General features: G+C 59.9%; 10 protein-coding genes. All 10 read left to right on the forward strand.

Annotation, left to right across the window (positions count from 1 at the left end):
* The first annotated feature begins 756 nt into the window (after positions 1-756).
* Complete coding sequence (locus CC94_RS24640) at positions 757-1,179, forward strand: hypothetical protein (RefSeq protein WP_245619721.1); 423 nt, start codon at positions 757-759, stop codon at positions 1,177-1,179.
* Positions 1,176-1,958 (forward strand): sugar transferase, encoded by a 783-nt coding sequence (locus CC94_RS21365; protein WP_245619722.1) that lies wholly within the window; start codon positions 1,176-1,178, stop codon positions 1,956-1,958. The genes CC94_RS24640 and CC94_RS21365 overlap by 4 nt, the downstream gene beginning before the upstream one ends.
* 76 nt (positions 1,959-2,034) lie before the next feature.
* Positions 2,035-8,682, forward strand: coding sequence for a DUF4082 domain-containing protein (locus tag CC94_RS22250; RefSeq protein WP_051911407.1), 6,648 nt, complete (start codon positions 2,035-2,037; stop codon positions 8,680-8,682).
* A gap of 490 nt (positions 8,683-9,172) precedes the next feature.
* Complete coding sequence (locus CC94_RS0108645) at positions 9,173-12,691, forward strand: DUF4082 domain-containing protein (RefSeq protein ID WP_215731670.1); 3,519 nt, start codon at positions 9,173-9,175, stop codon at positions 12,689-12,691.
* 82 nt (positions 12,692-12,773) lie between these two features.
* On the forward strand, positions 12,774-13,298 hold the full coding sequence (locus CC94_RS0108650; RefSeq protein WP_036303844.1) for an acyltransferase: 525 nt from the start codon (positions 12,774-12,776) through the stop codon (positions 13,296-13,298).
* A gap of 116 nt (positions 13,299-13,414) precedes the next feature.
* A complete protein-coding gene (locus CC94_RS0108655; RefSeq protein ID WP_005368952.1) occupies positions 13,415-14,458 on the forward strand; it encodes a Gfo/Idh/MocA family protein in 1,044 nt (347 codons plus the stop codon).
* On the forward strand, positions 14,455-15,573 hold the full coding sequence (locus CC94_RS0108660) for a DegT/DnrJ/EryC1/StrS family aminotransferase (RefSeq protein WP_031430512.1): 1,119 nt from the start codon (positions 14,455-14,457) through the stop codon (positions 15,571-15,573). The genes CC94_RS0108655 and CC94_RS0108660 overlap by 4 nt, the downstream gene beginning before the upstream one ends.
* 17 nt (positions 15,574-15,590) lie before the next feature.
* Complete coding sequence (locus CC94_RS0108665; RefSeq protein WP_036303847.1) at positions 15,591-16,280, forward strand: LbetaH domain-containing protein; 690 nt, start codon at positions 15,591-15,593, stop codon at positions 16,278-16,280.
* Between the two features lie 35 nt (positions 16,281-16,315).
* Entirely contained in the window at positions 16,316-17,293 is a 978-nt protein-coding gene (locus CC94_RS0108670; protein WP_031430515.1) for an NAD-dependent epimerase/dehydratase family protein, read from the forward strand.
* Positions 17,290-18,489, forward strand: coding sequence for a DegT/DnrJ/EryC1/StrS family aminotransferase (locus CC94_RS0108675; RefSeq protein ID WP_031430516.1), 1,200 nt, complete (start codon positions 17,290-17,292; stop codon positions 18,487-18,489). Before CC94_RS0108670 ends, CC94_RS0108675 begins: the two co-directional genes overlap by 4 nt.
* Position 18,490 lies beyond the last annotated feature (1 nt).

Consider the following 18,490-nt stretch of genomic DNA (forward strand, 5'->3'; position numbering starts at 1 on the left):
CCATTTGGAGATCGGGTTAGTTCACTTGCCGGGGAAAATGTCTTCGATTCGGAATAGGCGCCCTATTTAACAGGCAAGCCAATAAAACGGGAGGGCTTGGTTTACTCATCGCGTTTGGCGGGCGTCAAAATTCAAGATAACAAGGCCGATGCGCCGGCCCCGCAAATCGCGCTCCCGTATGCGGACGACAGACGGGCGGGAACGGGCGATGTCAACTCTCAAAAGCTCGTTCCCGGCGGCGATCATGCCGGGTTGGCGTTTATATGATAAGCCACATGATTATCAGGCCAATAATGATCGCTCCCAGATTCAACATTAATACGAAAGTATCGTCGGCAAAGTTGAGTTTCATTTCGGTTCCTCTCTTCTGTTAATTTAACGGTATGGAGTCTAGAACTCCGCCTTGGGAATTATTCTGTGTGCATGTTTTGATGGCAAGTTTAGGCGGAAAATTCCATTGGCCTTTTAGGTCGAATAGCGCGCTTAATATTATATTTTTAATGGCTCGATAATGGTCGAGTATGAGTTTTAATCTGGGATTATTTGCCCGCTTTTGGTATATAAAATGTATCAGAAACTTATTCAAAATCATTCCAATAATATCTAATGAAAATTTTTATTCGTTGCTCTATTCTACCCTCCAACACAAAGACAAGCCGTGGTTTTTATAAGGAATACAGGGTAATAATCCTATCATTAATATTTACACAGTTGGTATCGTGGATATTCATGCGGTCGCCGGCGTGAAGGCAGGAAATGGGCTCGTGTCCGGTAAGATGGAGTTTAAAGCCGGTTAGACTTCAGGAGGGAAAAATTATAATGAAAATGAAAGAAAAAAGAGAATCCTTTCAAGTAGAATCCGTGCTCTCTCCCGACATACCGAATAATTTAAAACCCAATCCAGTCGATTACAGCGAAATTTTTTATAACTCATTTTTTATCGATCAGTTGCGCCTTGAAAAACTCCGGGCGCAGCGGGCCAAATCCAAATTGTCCATTATCATGTTAACGCTCGATCAGGAAAAGGAAGACAAATTCATCGACAGGATGGCGCTTTTGAATACTGTCCGGGCCAAAACACGGGCTACCGACATTTGCGGCCTGGTCAGCGAAAAAACCTGGGCGTATTGCTGCCGGATACGGATGAGAAAGGGGCAAAAGAAATCTGTGAAAAGTTGATTCACGAATATCGGGATTTGCCGGTTTCTTTTACGCTCTCGACTTATCCCGATCACATCTTCGAGAGCCTCGCCAAGGAGGGCTGCATTCGCCCCGATGCTTTTCCTTTCGCGCTGGAGGAGGTCAGAGGTCCTTCCTGGATTGAACTGTCGCTGAAACGCGGCCTCGATATCGCAGGATCGATCATCGGCATTCTGGCCTTCATGCCGGTTATGTTGATGACTGCCTTGGTCATCAAAGCGACTTCGCCCGGCCCCGTCATTTTCAGGCAGGCCCGCCTGGGTAAACAAGGGATTCCTTTCACGTTTTACAAGTTTCGCTCCATGTATACGAATACGGATGATCAAATCCATCGCGAATACATCCGCGACTTGATCGGCGGCAATCATGAAAAAGTTAATCAGGGGGATGGGGAAACGCCTTTTTTCAAGATCAGATCCGATCCCAGAATCACCCCCGTCGGCAAATTCATCCGAAAAACCAGCATCGACGAATTGCCGCAGTTTTTTAATGTGCTGAAGGGCGATATGAGCCTGGTCGGGCCGCGCCCGCCGCTTGCCTATGAAGCCGAGAAATACCAGGCCTGGCACCTCAGGCGAATATTAGAAATGAAACCCGGCATTACCGGGCTCTGGCAGGTGGAAGGCCGGAGCAAGACGGATTGGGATGATACCGTGAGGCTTGATATTCGTTACCTTCAGAATTGGTCGTTACTGTTCGATTTGAAGCTGTTAATCAAAACGATCGGAGAAGTATTGCGAGGCAGAGGCGCCGTATGAGCGGCGCCGAAACCTTGAAATTCAGTCAAGACGTCAAACCGGATTTGAATCATTCAATTGCAAGAGGAGTGCGCACGTGAAGAAGCCCAAAGTAAAGTATCTGTATTTAAATACCCTCATTCTGGCTATTTTGTTTTGGACCGTTTATGTTCAAATTCCCGATAGGGACGGACCTATAAGCGCCGCCCATGCCGCGAGCGCCGATTCGGCAAGTGGGGCCTCCGGGATCGAGCTCTCCGGGCGGGGGCTCGATCCGGTCGCGATCAGTCCGGACGGCAATATTTGGGCTACCGTGGAAACCGACGGAAAAATCGTCTTGTGGGATACCGCCGCAGGGCGGATGCTCCAGGCGCTGCCGGCCCAGGCCGAAAGTCCGGCCCAGGGCATTCTTTTCGGTCCTGACGGCAAAACGCTGGCCAGCGTCAGCGATGATTCGGTCAAAATATGGGATACGTCAGCCGGCAGCGTGCGCTTAACGCTTTCCCAGACGGTGCCGATGCGGGTGCTGGCCTTCAGCCCGGACGGCAACTGGCTGGCGGCGGCGGACGAGGAGGCGGCCGTGACGCTGATCGATGCCCGGTCCGGCAGTGTGGCCCGGCAGCTTGCCACCGGCCAGGAGGCAGTCAATGCCATGAGCTTCAGCCCGGACGGCAAATGGCTGGCGACGGGCGGCCAGGACGGCCGGACTAAATTGTGGGATCCGGCGACCGGCGAAGAGGCCGCGGCCCTGCCCGGCAGCGCGGCCGTCACCGCGCTGGCCTTCAGCCCGGACGGCAACTGGCTGGCGGCGGTGGACGAGGAGGCGGCCGTGATGCTGATCGATGCCCGGGCCGGCAGCGTGGCCCGGCAGCTTGCCACCGGCCAGGCGGCGGTCAATGCCGTGGCCTTCAGCCCGGACGGCAAATGGCTGGCGACGGGCGGCCAGGATGGCCGGACCCAATTGTGGGATCCGGCGACCGGCGAAGAGGCCGCGGCCCTGCCCGGCAACGCGGCCGTCACCGCGCTGGCCTTCAGCCCGGACGGCAACTGGCTGGCAACCGGAAGCGAAAATGAACAGGTTTTCCTGTGGAATGTGGCCGATAAACGGCCGCAGCTTTTGACCGGCCACGACAGCGCCGTGGTCAAGGTCGCTTTCAGCGCCGATCGGAACCATTTGATCAGCATGGCTAAAACCGGCCAGATGATCGTATGGAACCTGTCGGACGTTTCGAAGCTCGCGGTGCTGCAGACTTCCTTGTCCGATGTCGCCTCGGCGCTTACGGGAGCTGTCGCCGAGACTTTGAATGCAAGTCCCAATATTGCCGCGGCCGCCGGCGTGTCGAATCCGGCTGCGGGCAACGTGCAGAGCGCCCAGGGACTGGCCGCGGGCCGGAATGCCGATGTTTCCGGCAAGAAAAGAAGTCCCCGCCACTGGAAAGGTGTGGCGGCGCTTACCGTAAGTCCGGATGGAACGCTCGTCGGTGGTAGCGTGGACGGTCAGATCAAGGTGTGGACCGCCGGCGGAAGCGAGCGCTTTACCGTGTCGGCGCATCATGGCGCCGGCGTAACCGCTATCGCATTCATCGTCGACGGAAAGGATCTGGTCAGCGTCGGCCGCGATTCGGAACTGGAGATAAGAAATGTTGCGAACGGTCAGCAGGTCCAGGTGCTGGCGGCGCATGAACATCCGATCAGAGCCGTGGCCGCGAGCCCGAATGGAAAATTGCTCGCCAGCGCCGGTGAAGAAACCCGGATCATGGTGTGGGATGCGGAGGCGCGCAAGCTGAGAAACATTCTCTCCGGCGGCCATAGCGATTTCGTGAATGCCTTGTGCTTCAGCGCGGACGGAACCCATCTGGCCAGCGCGGGCGCCGACGGCAGCGTCCTTTGGTGGGAAGTGGAGACGGGGCGGCTCGTCCACACCCTGCTCGGCCATACGGGCGAAGTGAACGCGGTAGCCTGCAGCCCGGACGGCAAATGGGTAGCCAGCGGCGGCTCGGATAATACGGTGTACCTGTGGAATGTCGCCACCGGCAGCCAGGCAGCGCGCTTCGATGGACACCGGGCTGCCGTTAGGGCCGTCGCCTTCAATCCGGACGGCCAGGAACTGGCCAGTACGGGAGAGGATGCCCAGATTCTGGTCTGGAATACGGTCGCCAAACAGCTCGATAGGCAAATCCCCGCCGCGACAAAGGCGGTCAATGCGCTGGCCTACAATCCACTCGGCGATTTGATTGCGGGGGGCGAGGACGGACAAGTGACCGAATGGAACCCGAGGACGAGCCAAAAGATCCGGTCGATTGACATAAAACCACCCGCGCCGGCCAATAACTCCGTCGTGGAGCCCGGCGCGGCTGCGTTGGATGTGCTGATTGCCGGTCGTACGGGATCCAGCTCCGTAGCGCATACTCGGGACGGGATCTTCGAACGGATTCTGAATTGGCTGATTCCTACGGCCAAGGCGGCCATCCCCGACCCACCGGGTGGCCCCATTCTGATCGTTACGACCACCACCGATTCCATCGGCAAGTACTACGCGGAGATTCTGCGGACAGAAGGGCTCAACGAATTCGCAATGGCCGACATTGCCACCGTCAATTCGACAACATTGAACGCGTATGATGTGGTGATTCTGTCGAAGATGACATTGAGCTCCAGCCAGGCAACCCTGTTTTCCAATTGGGTGAGCGCCGGCGGCAATCTGATCACGATGCGGCCGGACTCACAGTTGGCCAATTTGCTGGGCGTCAATATGGCTGGCGGAACGCCGTTGTCGAACGCTTATCTGCGCGTCGACAATTCGAGGGTGCCGGGCAACGGCATCGTCGACCAGACACTCCAGTTTCATGGCGCTGCCGACCGCTATACGCTTTCCGGCGCCACGAGCCTGGCGACGCTTTACTCGAACGCCACAACCGCGACCGCCAATCCCGCTCTGACGCTGCGCAGCGTCGGCAGCAGCGGCGGCCAGGCGGCGGCGTTTGCCTACGATCTTGCGACATCCATCGTGCAGACCCGCCAAGGCAATCCTGACTGGAAAGATCAGGAGCGCGACGGATTTGCGCCCATCCGTTCCGACGACAAGTTTTACGGCGATGCGGCGGGCGACTCGCAGCCCGACTGGATCGATTTCAACAAGCTGGCGATTCCGCAAGCGGACGAGCAGCAGCGTTTGCTCGCCAATCTGATACTCGAAATGAACCGCGACAGGAAGCCGTTGCCCCGTTTCTGGTATTTTCCGCGCGGCGAGAAAGCGGTTGTGATCATGACCGGGGACGATCACGGCAATAACGGCACGCAGGGGCGTTTCAACTATTTCAAATCCAAGAGTCCATCGGGCTGCTCGGTGGCGAATTGGGAATGTGTACGGGGCACGTCGTACATCTTTCCGAACACGCCGCTGGCGCCTAATGACGCTGCCGCTTATAACGCGGACGGTTTCGAGATGGGGTTGCACCTCAACACGAACTGCGAGGATTTTACCCCTTCATCCCTGAGGTCTTTTTACAACCAGCAACTTTCCGATTTCACCGCCAAGTATTCCGGCATTCCGGCTCCCGTTACGATGCGCCATCATTGCATCACCTGGAGCGATTGGGTTACCGGCGCGGTCGTCCAGTTGGAAAACGGCATTCGTTTCGATACCAGCTATTACTTCTGGCCACCCGGCTGGGTACAAAACCGGCCGGGATTTTTCAACGGTTCCGGAATGCCGATGCGATTCGTCAATCTGGACGGTTCGCTGATCGATGTTTATAACGCCACTTCCTATATGACGGACGAGTCGGGGCAGACCTATCCGTTCACGATCGATACCCTGTTGGACCGGGCGCTCGGCCAGGAGGGTTATTACGGCGCCTTTACCATCAACGCGCATACCGATGTGGCGCAAACGCCGGAAGCGACCGAGACGGTGGATTCGGCCCTGGCGCGCAGCGTGCCGGTTGTCTCCAGCAAACAGATGCTGGACTGGCTGGACGGGCGCAATGGGTCCTCGTTCCGCTCGCTGACGTGGAACGGCAACAGCCTGAGTTTTCAGGTGAGCCGCGGCGCGGGCGCCAACGGCCTGCAGGCGATGGTGCCGGTTGCCGCCGCCAACGGTGTTTCTCTGACCGGTATCGGCGGCCCAAGCGGAGCCGTCCAATATACGACGCCTACGGTTAAAGGGATTCAATACGCTTTTTTTAATGCAACGGCGGGAAACTATACCGCGACTTACGGGCTGGATACGACGCCGCCGACGGTCACGTCGACCTTTCCCGCGGGCGGCGCCGGTGGAATCATTCAGCAGCCTGATGTGACGGCCACGTTCAGTGAGCCGATCGATCCGTCGACGGTCACCACAGCCAATTTTCAATTGCAGGCCGGCAGCAATCCCCCGGTGGCCGCCACGGTCAGTTACGATGCCGACACGCGTACCGCGAAGCTGAAGCCCGCCACCTTGCTGTCGCCGACCACGCTTTATACGGCCAGGATTCTGACCGGCATCAAGGACGCGTCCGGCAATCCCCTGGCTTCGCCTTATACCTGGTCTTTCACGACCCAGGCGCAACCTTGCGTGTCCGGTCCTTGCAGCGCCTGGCCCGGCTCGGCCGTTCCCGGTAATCCGTCCGCGAACGATTCGGACTCTGTCGAATTGGGCGTCAAGTTCACCGTCGACCTCGACGGCTCTATCACCGGCGTCCGCTTCTACAAGGGCACCGGCAACACGGGTACCCATGTGGGTCACCTTTGGACGAACACCGGACAATTGCTGGCGTCGGCGACCTTCGGCAACGAAACCGCGACGGGTTGGCAGCAGGTCAGTTTCAATCCGCCGGTCGCAGTCAATGCCGGTACGGTTTATGTCGCCTCATACTATGCGCCTAACGGTCATTACGCAGCCACCAGCAGCCCCGAATTCGGCAGCACCGGCGTCGATGCGCCGCCGGTCCATTTGTTGCAAAGCGGCGTGAGCGGAGGTAACGGCGTATTTGTTTACGGCACGGGCGGGGGCTTCCCGACCGCTAGCTTCCAGTCGACCAATTACTGGGTGGACGTATTGTTCGCGACTAGCGCCGGTACCGACACCACGCCGCCGACGGTAACAGGGCAGTCGCCTCAGCCGAATGCGACCGGCGTCGCCGCCAATACGGCCGTGACCGCGACGTTCAGCGAGGCGATGCAGGCGTCGACCATTGGCACGTCGACGTTCGAGCTGCGGAATGCGGGCGGCAATCTAGTGCCGGCGGCAGTGAGCTATGCCGGCAATACGGCGACCCTGACGCCGAACACGGCGCTGGCCGCGGGCGTCACCTATACGGCCACCGTCAAAGGCGGAGCGGCCGGTGTGAAGGATACGGCGGGTAATGCCCTGGCGGCGGACGTCGTCTGGTCTTTCACTACCGGAGGTGGCGCCATAAGCTGCTCCGGTGCTACCTCGCTTTGGCCGAGCAATCCGGCCCCGGCAGTGGCGGCCGATCCGGATACGGATTCGGTCGAGCTGGGCGTGAAGTTCCGTTCCAACACCAATGGCTTCATCTGCGGCATCCGCTTCTACAAGGGCGGCACCAACACCGGCACGCATATCGGTAAGCTGTGGAGCAGCACGGGCACTTTACTTGCCAGTGCCACGTTCCAGAACGAAACCGCCTCCGGCTGGCAGCAGGTCAGCTTTGCCAGCCCGGTGGCGATCACGGCCAATACCCTCTATGTAGCCTCGTACGTGGCGCCGGTCGGCCGCTATTCCGCCGACGTCAATTACTTCAACAGCGCAGTGACCAGCGGGCCGTTGACCGTGCCGAGCAATGCGGAAGCCGGCGGCAACGGCGTGTACCGGTACGGTACGGGCGGGTTCCCGACCGATACCTTTCAGTCGACCAATTACTGGGTCGATGTGTTGTTTTCAACGGATACGGGCCAGGACACGACGCCGCCGACCCTTACGTCGCGCAGCCCGGCGCCCGGCGCGACCGGCGTGGCGGCCGGGACGGCGGTGACCGCGACCTTCAGCGAAGCAATGGACCCGGCCACGCTGACGACCGCGACCTTCCAGCTGCAGGCCGGCAGCAACCCGGTGCCGGCGACCGTCAACTATAACAGTATCAGTCGCACGGCCACTTTGACCCCTAACGGCGCGCTGGCGGCGAACACCGCCTATACGGCGACCGTGAAGGGCGGCAGTACGGGAGTGAAAGACGCGGCCGGCAATCCGCTCGCGGCGGATGTGAGCTGGACGTTCACCACCGCCAGCGGGGGAGGCGGCGTGGCTTGCTCCGGGGCAGCCGCCTCGATCTGGCCCGCCAACCCGACACCGTCGATCGCCGCCGATCCGGATACGGATTCGGTCGAGCTGGGCGTGAAGTTCCAATCCAACACCAATGGCTTCATCTGCGGCATCCGCTTCTACAAGGGCGTCACCAACACCGGCACGCATATCGGTAAATTGTGGAGCAGCACGGGCACTTTACTTGCCAGTGCCACGTTCCAGAACGAAACCGCCTCCGGCTGGCAGCAGGTCAGCTTTGCCAGCCCGGTGGCGATCACGGCCAATACCCTCTATGTAGCCTCGTACGTGGCGCCGGTCGGCCGCTATTCCGCCGACGTCAATTACTTCAACAGCGCAGTGACCAGCGGGCCGCTGACCGCGCCGAGCAATGCGGCGGCCGGTGGCAACGGCGTGTACCGGTACGGTACGGGCGGCTTTCCGACCGATACCTTTCAGGCCAGCAATTATTGGGTCGACGTGCTGTTCACGCCCAATTAGGGACAGAGCGGCGAAATTATAAAGGTCCGGATAGGAGAAGCCTTTCATCCGAGAGAAAAACCCAACCAATAGAGGATAAAGAATGATTAAAGAGAACGTCGTTTTAAGCGAAGGGGCCGCCATCTACCACTCTCAGTCCGTGAATCTCTATGGCTGCACGATGGGTAAGGACAGGATTCACGCATACGCGAGCAAAGATACAAAACAGAGGCCAGTTTTGCCTAGGTGTTGGCCGGGAAGTAAATGTTATGCCCGTCCGGTAGGATGAAGGTTTATACCGGTTGCCGGGCACAGCAGCGGGGATTCTGCCGTTTCAAAACAATGAAGTTTTTCCATTAAAAATCAAGGGAGCGCGGTCATGATAGAAAAAATTGTTGCTGAAAATAATGACGGGCAATCTGGCTTTGCCAATAATTTTTCAAACATTATCGTATCCCCGATTCCGCGGATAATAATGATTGCATCGATGGGTCTTCTATTTGCGGGATTGATGAAGCCAGCATCAGCCGCCTGTTCCGGCGCCGCCTCGCTTTGGCCGAGCAATCCGGCCCCGGCAGTGGCGGCCGATCCGGATACGGATTCGGTCGAACTGGGCGTGAAGTTCCGTTCCAGCACGAACGGCTTCATCTGCGGCATCCGCTTCTACAAGGGCGGCACCAACACCGGCACGCATATCGGTAAGCTGTGGAGCAGCACGGGCACTTTACTTGCCAGTGCCACGTTCCAGAACGAAACCGCCTCCGGCTGGCAGCAGGTCAGCTTTGCCAGCCCGGTGGCGATCACGGCCAATACCCCCTATGTGGCCTCGTATGTGGCGCCGGTGGGCCGCTATTCGGTAGATGCCGGCTATTTCGGCAGTGCAGTGACCAGCGGGCCGTTGACCGCGCCGGGCAATACGGAAGCCGGCGGCAACGGCGTGTACCGGTACGGTACGGGCGGGTTCCCGACCGATACCTTTCAGTCGACCAATTACTGGGTCGATGTGTTGTTTTCAACGGATACGGGCCCGGACACGACGCCGCCGACCCTCACGTCGCGCAGCCCGGTGCCCGGCGCGACCGGCGTGGCGACCGGGACGCCGGTGGCCGCGACCTTCAGCGAAGCGATGGACCCGGCCACGCTGACGACCGCGACCTTCCAACTGCAGGCCGGCAGCAACCCGGTGCCGGCGACCGTCAACTATAACAGTCTCAGTCGCACGGCCACCTTGACCCCCAACGGCGGGCTGGCGGCGAACACGGCTTATACGGCGACCGTGAAGGGCGGCAGTATGGGGGTGAAAGACGCGGCCGGCAATCCGCTCGTGGCGGATGTGAGCTGGACGTTCACCACTGGCGTAAATCCTTGTTCAATCGGGGGCAATGCTATCGTGTGCGAGAACTCCAAGGCCGGCAATCCTGCCAGTGAGTGGGATGTCGCAGGGGCTGGCAGTTCAAATATTCAGGGCTATGCCACGGATATCAGTGTCAACAAGGGCGAGACCGTTCACTTCAAGATCAAGACGCCATCCACGAATTATCGGCTCGATATCTACCGCATGGGTTATTACGGCGGGAATGGCGCTCGTAAGATTGCCACGGTGGCGCCTTCGGCGAATTTGCCGCAGACCCAGCCAGCCTGTCTGAACAATAGCGCGACCGGACTGATCGACTGCGGTAATTGGGCGGAGTCGGCCTCCTGGGCGGTTCCGACGGATGCCGTTTCCGGCATCTACTTTGCTAAGGCGGTCCAGCAGGACAGCGCCGGCCAGGCCAGCCATATCGTATTCATCGTTCGGGACGACGCGAGCACCTCCGATATATTGTTCCAGACTTCGGATACCACCTGGCAGGCTTACAATACGTACGGCGGCAATAGCCTTTACACGGGATCACCGGCGGGCCGTGCCTACAAAGTCAGCTATAACCGGCCTTTCAATACGCGCAGCGTGGACAACGGCCAGGATTGGGTATTCAACGCCGAGTATCCGATGGTGCGCTGGCTGGAGGCCAATGGTTATAACGTCAGCTACTTCTCCGGTGTCGACAGCGACCGGCGCGGCAATCTGATAACCAACCATAAGGTATTCCTTTCAGTCGGGCATGACGAGTATTGGTCCAATACCCAACGCACGAATGTCGAAGTGGCCCGCGATGCGGGTACTCATCTGGGGTTTTTCAGCGGCAACGAGATATTCTGGAAAACCCGTTGGGAAAATAATATCACCAACTCGGCAGGTAACCTGGGCGCCGCATCTTATCGAACGCTGGTTTGCTATAAGGAAACCCATGCCAACAATAAGATCGATCCGTTGCCCAATGTATGGACAGGCACGTGGCGTGATCCGCGCTTCAGTCCCCCGGCGGACGGAGGCCGGCCTGAGAATGCGCTGACGGGCACTATCTTTACTGTCAACGATGGCGCCACTACCAGAATCATCGTACCGGCGGAAGAAGGCCAGATGCGGTTCTGGCGAAACACCGGCATTGCGAACTTGCCGGCCGGAAGTTCAGCCTCTCTGCCAAACGGCACGCTGGGTTATGAGTGGGATGAAGACCTGGATAACGGCTTCCGTCCGGCCGGACTGGTCAGGCTGTCAACGACTATAGTCAATAATGCGCCCGTCCTGACCGATTTCGGTTCCACTTATGGCTCTGGCACCGCCAATCATGCGCTGACGCTGTACCGGGCAGCCAGCGACGCTCTGGTTTTCGGAGCAGGCTCCGTACAGTGGATATGGGGCCTGGACAGTAATCATGACCGGGCCGGCACACCGACGGATACCAATATGCAGCAGGCGACCGTCAATCTGTTTGCGGATATGAATGTTCAGCCGGCTACTTTGCAGTCGGGCCTCCAGGCGGCGACGGAGTCGACTGACATAGCCTCTCCGATATCGACCCTATCGGTGCCGGCGTCCGGGGCAACGGTCCCTGTGGGGAGCAACGTGACGATCAGCGGCAGCGCCACGGACAGCGGCGGCGGGCGGGTTGGCGGCATCGAGGTTTCGGTCGATGGCGGCCTGACCTGGCATCCGGCCAGCGGACGCAGCAGTTGGACTTACAACTGGAGAACGCCGAGCGCGTCCACGACGGTAAACATCAAAAGCCGGGCTGTAGATGACAGTGGCAATCTGGAAACGGCGGGACCGGGCATTACCGTAAATGTCGGCTCGGGTTCGGGGCCTGACACGACGCCGCCGACCCTTACGTCGCGCAGCCCGGCGCCCGGCGCGACCGGCGTGGCGACCGGGACGGCGGTGACCGCGACCTTCAGCGAAGCGATGGACCCGGCCACGCTGACGACCGCGACCTTCCAGCTGCAGGCCGGCAGCAACCCGGTGCCGGCGACCGTCAACTATAACAGTATCAGTCGCACGGCCACCTTGACCCCCAACGGCGCGCTGGCGGCGAACACGGCCTATACGGCGACCGTGAAGGGCGGCAGTACGGGAGTGAAAGACGCGGCCGGCAATCCGCTCGCGGCGGATGTGAGCTGGACGTTCACCACCGCCAGCGGGGGAGGCGGCGTAGCCTGCTCCGGGGCCGCCGTCTCGCTCTGGCCCGGCAATCCGACGCCGGGACTGGTAATCGATCCGGATACGGTATCGGTCGAGCTGGGCGTGAAGTTCCAATCCAACACCAATGGCTTCGTCTGCGGCATCCGCTTCTACAAGGGCGGCACCAACACCGGCACGCATATCGGTAAGCTGTGGAGCAGCACGGGCACTTTACTTGCCAGTGCCACGTTCCAGAACGAAACCGCCTCCGGCTGGCAGCAGGTCAGCTTTGCCAGCCCGGTGGCGATCATGGCCAATACCCTCTATGTAGCCTCGTACCTGGCGCCGGTCGGCCGCTATTCCGCCGACGTCAATTACTTCAACAGCGCAGTGACCAGCGGGCCGCTGACCGCGCCGGGCAATGCGGCGGCCGGCGGCAACGGCGTGTACCGGTACGGTACGGGCGGCTTTCCGACCGATACCTTTCAGGCCAGCAATTATTGGGTCGACGTGCTGTTCACGCCCAATTAGGGACAGAGCGGCGAAATTATAAAGGTCCGGATAGGAGAAGCCTTTCATCCGAGAGAAAAATCCAACCAACAGAGGATAAAGAATGATTAAAGAGAACGTCGTTTTAGGCGAAGAGGTCGCCATCTACCACCCTCAGTTCGTGAATCTCTACGGCTGCACGATCGGCGAGGGCTCCAAGATCGGTACGTTCGTCGAGATACAGAAGGGCGTTACGGTGGGAGCCCGCTGCAAAATCTCCAGCCATACCTTCATTTGCGAAGGGGTCGACATCGAGGACGGGGTCTTCGTGGGTCATGGCGTGATGTTTACCAACGATATGTATCCGAAGTCCGTCAATCCGGACGGCGGCCTGCAAACCGAGGCGGATTGGGAAGTGGTCAGAACCCGGGTCAAAACCCGCGCCGCCATCGGCAGCAACGCGACCATTCTGTGCGGCGTCACGATCGGTGAAGGGGCCTTGATCGGAGCCGGTGCCGTGGTGACCCGTGATGTGCCCGATTATGCCGTTGTTGCCGGCGTTCCCGCCCGGGTCATTGCGGATGCGCGCACGCGCGACCCAAGATACAAGGCATCGGGCGGTTTTGCCCAAGCCTTGTCCGGGAAGTAAGCGTCGCGCCGGTCCGGCGGAATGTCGTTTTATGCCGGGTGCGCCGGGCAAGACAGAGGCGATGCGGCCGCTGCGAAACAATGGGATTTTTGGATCAAAAATAAAGGAGTACGACCATGATTAGAATAGGTGTTATCGGATATGGTTATTGGGGGCCCAATCTGGTAAGGAATTTTGCCGAAACCCCAGGCCTTGCGGTGGCGAGTGTGGCGGATATCGATCAGAAAAAGCTCGATATCGTGAAAAAACGGTATCCGGGCGTGGCAACCACCACGCGCTTTCAGGAATTGATCGAGGACCGCTCCATCGATGCGGTCGCGGTGGCGACGCCGGTCAGCACGCATTTCGAACTGGGCATGGCCGCTTTGAAAGCCGGCAAGCACGTCTGGATCGAAAAGCCTCTGGCCGAGACGGCGTTGCAGGCGCGCAAGCTGGTCGAGGAAGCCGAGAAGCGGGAGCGCGTTTTGCTCGTCGACCATACGTTTATCTACACCGGCGCGGTCCGCAGAATGGCGGAACTGGTCAAGGGCGACGATTTCGGCGACATGCTTTATTACGACTCGACACGGATCAATCTCGGCCTATTCCAGCGCGACGTCAGCGTGATTTCGGATCTGGCCGTGCACGATTTCTCCATCCTGGATTATCTGCTGGACGAACAGCCGGTCGCGGTGTCCGCGGTCGGCACCAACCATTTTCGCGGAACCCCGGAAAACCTGTCCTACCTGACTTTGTTTTACGGCTCCGGCATCATCGCGCATGTGAACGTGAACTGGCTGGCGCCGGTAAAGATGCGGCAGATCTTCGTCGGCGGCAGCAAAAAGATGATCGTCTACGACGACCTGGAGTCGAGCGAAAAAATCAAGGTTTACGACAAGGGCATCAGCCTGACCGACGATCCGCAGCGGATCTATGAAATGCGGGTCGGCTACCGCAGCGGCGACATGTGGGCGCCTCGGCTGGACGCGACGGAGGCGCTGCGCGTCGAAGGGGAACATTTCGCCGATTGCATAGAGACCGGCAAAACGCCGCTGACCGACGGCTTTCTGGGCATGCGCGTGGTCGAGCTGATCGAGGCGGCTACCCGGTCGATGAACGATCGCGGGCGGTCCGTCGAAGTGAACGGCAAGTTCATGTTTCAAGGCAGGAGAGTGGCATGATTCCTTTCGTCGATCTGAAAGCCCAATACCTGGGCATCAAGGATGAAGTCAACGCCGCAATCCAGGGTATTCTGGAAACCAGCCAGTTCACCCTGGGACAGGAAGTCGCCGCGTTCGAGGAAGAGTTCGCCGCTTATTGCCAGGCCCGCTACGGCATCGGGGTCAATACCGGCACCAGCGCGCTGCATCTTGCTTTGCTCGCGGCCGGCATCGGTCCCGGCGACGAAGTGATTACCGTACCGTTTACCTTTGTGGCGACGGTCGCGGCGATTCACTATACCGGCGCCCGTCCCGTGTTCGTCGATATCGATCCCCGCACCTTCACAATGGACGTGCGAGGGATCGAGGCTGCGATCACCGAACGCACCAAGGCGATTGTTCCGGTGCATCTGTACGGCCAGTCGGCGGATATGGATCCGATCCTGGAGATCGCCGGGCGCCGGGGGCTCGTGGTGATCGAAGACGCCGCGCAGGCGCATGGGGCCGAATACAAGGGGCGTCGCGTAGGCAGCCTGGGCGACATGGGCTGCTTCAGTTTTTATCCGGGCAAGAACCTGGGCGCCTATGGCGAGGGCGGGATGGTGGTGACCGACGATCCGGATTACACCCGCACGATCCGGATGCTGCGCGACTGGGGCGCGGAACAGAAATACCGGCATGTGCTGAAAGGCTACAACTATCGGCTTGAGGGGCTTCAGGGGGCCGTCCTTCGGGTCAAGCTGCGGTATCTGGAAGTCTGGACCGAAGCCCGCCGGGCGGCCGCCGCCCATTACGATGAACTGCTCGCCGGCAGCGGCGTAGCCACCCCGGAAGCGATGGCCTATGCTCGGCATGTCTACCATATCTACGCGATCCGCACGCCCCAACGCAGTGCCTGGCAAGAGGCGCTTCAAGCCAGGGGCATCCATACCGGCATCCACTATCCGATTCCGGTGCATCTCTTGCCTGCCTATGCCGATCTGGGCTATGCGCCGGGCGATTTTCCCCATGCCGAGCAGGCGGCCGGCGAAGTGCTTTCCCTGCCGATGTTTCCCGAGCTGACCCGCGCGCAGTGCGAAGAAGTCGGCGAGGCGGTCGCTTTGCTCGCAAAACAGCCGGCTATCGAAGACGCGTGACCCAAGGAGACGATGCCATGAAAGAAGCGCAGCCGCTGTTGATTTTTCCTTATAACGGCAACAGCCTGGAGGCCCTGGATTGTCTCGGCGACGCCTATCTATTGATCGGTTTCGTCGACGATACGCCCGGTAAGCGGGGGATCGATCCGAACGGGTATCCGGTTTTCGGCCGGGAGGCGTTTGACCGGTTCTCCGATGCCCGGGTGTTGGCCGTACCCGGCAGCCCCCGTTCCTATCGAGCCCGCAAGGATATTATCCGGGGACTGGGGCTTGCGGAGGAGCGCTTCGCCACCGTGATCCATCCGGCCGCCAGGGTGTCTCCCCTCGCTTCGCTCGGCGTCAACGTACTGATCATGGCGGGTGTGGTGGTGACCAGCAACGCCGCGATCGGCTCGCATATCTGTATTCTGCCGAACACGGTAATCCACCATGACGTTGCGATAGGCGACTGGAGCCTGATCGGCTCCAACGTGACGATCGCAGGCAATACCGTCGTCGAGGAAAACTGCTATATCGGCAGCGGCACCAGTCTGATGAACGGCATACGTATCCGGAACGGGGCCTTGGTGGGGCTCGGCAGCAACGTGATCGGCAGCGTCGAGGCCCATGCCACGGTAGCGGGGAATCCCGCACGGGAAATACGAAAAAAGCCGTGGCCTGAACTGCCGGTCCATCCGCGCGCTTCGGTTCGGAACGCTTCAAACTGAACTTATACAATGCTGAAGACAAGGTAACCTCATTCATGAAAATCAAAAATGCAAACATATTGGTCACGGGCGGCTGCGGGCTGATCGGCTCGACGACCGTGGATCTGTTGCTGCGGGACTGCTCGCCGGCACGGATCGTCATTTTCGATAATTTAAGCCGCGGTACGCCGGCCAATGTCGAAAACGCGTTAAAAGACCCCCGCGTACAACTGATCCAGGAAGACATCCGGAACAGGGATGCCGTCCATAAAGCCATGCAGGGGATGGATGCGGTGGTTCATTTGGCGGCCCTGCGTATCACCGCCTGCGCGGGCCAGCCGCGCGAGGCGATGGAAGTCATGTGCAACGGCAGCTTCAATGTCGTGGAAGCCGCGCAGGATGCCGGCGTCAAGAAAGTCGTCGCGGCTTCTTCGGCGTCGGTCTATGGCCTGGCCGAGAGCTTTCCCACGCGCGAAGACCACCATGCCTACAACAACCGCACCTGGTACGGCGCCAGCAAGATGATGCTGGAGGGGCTGTTGCGGTCGTTCAACGACATGCATGGACTGCCCTACGTGATGTTGCGTTATTTCAACGTCTACGGCCCGCGCATGGACATGCACGGGAAATATACCGAGGTGTTGATCCGGTGGATGGAGCGGATCGCGGACGGCCGGCCGCCGCTGATTCTCGGCAGCGGCGCGCAGACGATGGATTTCGTCTATATCGAAGACGTCGCGCGCTCCAATATTCTGGCCCTGCAAGCGGAGTTGAGCGACGAGGTGTTCAATGTCGCCAGCGGCCGCGAAACCAGCCTGAACGAGCTGGCTGCGGCGCTGCTGAAGGTGATGGGCTCCGGGCTGCGGCCGGAATACGGCCCGGAGCGGACGGTGAATCCGGTTTCGCGGCGGCTGGCCGATACCACCAAGGCCGAAAGACTGCTGGGTTTCAAAGCCCGGATCGGTCTGGAAGAAGGCCTCGCACAACTGGTCGAATGGTGGCGCATGAACAAGAAAATGGAGGCGGAAGCATGATTCCCATTACCAAACCGATGTTGGGCGAAAACGAGGCGGAGGCGGCGCGGCGCGTGATCGCGAGCGGCTGGACCAGCCAGGGGCCGGAAGTGGCGGCGTTCGAAAAGGAGTTTGCGGCGTATGTAGGCGCGCCTTATGCCTGCGCGGTATCCAGTTGCACCACGGCCCTGCATCTGGCGCTGCTGGCGGCCGGCGTACGGCCCGGCGACGAAGTGATCACGGTCAGCCATTCCTATATCGCGACCGCCAACTCGATCCGCTATTGCGGCGCCAGGCCGGTATTTGTCGATATCGATCCCGCGACCTTCAATATCGACCCGGTGCTGATCGAAAGCGCCGTGACCGGGCGCACCCGCGCGATTTTATGCGTGCACCAGATCGGGATGCCCTGCGATCTGGCGGCTGTCTGCGAAATCGCCCGCCGCTATGGGCTGGCCGTCGTGGAGGACGCCGCCTGCGCGATCGGCAGCGAGATCCTCTGGCAGGGGCATTGGGAAAAGATCGGCAGGCCGCAGGGCGACATCGCCTGTTTTTCGTTCCATCCGCGCAAAGTGATCAGCACCGGCGACGGCGGCATGCTCACGACCGCCAATCCGGAATGGGACGCCAAATTCAGGCTGCTCAGACAGCACGGCATGAGCGTTCCGGATACGGTGCGCCACGGCGCGAGCCGGGTGATCTTCGAATCCTACCCGATCGTCGGCTTCAATTTCCGGATGACCGACATCCAGGCCGCGGTGGGCAGGGAACAGCTCAAGCGCCTCCCGGACATCGTCCGGAAACGCCGCGAGCTGGCGGCGCGCTACCGGACCCTGCTCGCCAAGGTGCCGGGGCTCGGCCTGCCGACGGAGCCGGACTGGGCGCGCAGTACCTGGCAAAGCTTCAGCGTCCGCCTGCCCGAAGACTCGGATCAGCGGTGGGTCATGCAGGCGATGCTGGACGAAGGCATCGCGACCCGCCGGGGCGTCATGTGCGCGCACCGGGAACCCGCCTACCCGCCCGATACCTGGTCCTGCGCCGGCAGGATTCGGAACCGGTCTTGTACGGAGGGAGTTTGCCGGTGTCTGCGCCACAGCGAGGAAGCGCAGGACCGGACCGTCATTCTGCCGTTGTTTCCGGAGATGACCTTCGAGCAGCAGGACCGGGTCGCCGAGTCGCTTCAGGACGCGTTGCGCGTCGTCACATTGAACGAATGAG

Origin of the sequence: Methylomicrobium agile (genome assembly GCF_000733855.1) — a bacterium.
Classification (GTDB): domain Bacteria; phylum Pseudomonadota; class Gammaproteobacteria; order Methylococcales; family Methylomonadaceae; genus Methylomicrobium; species Methylomicrobium agile.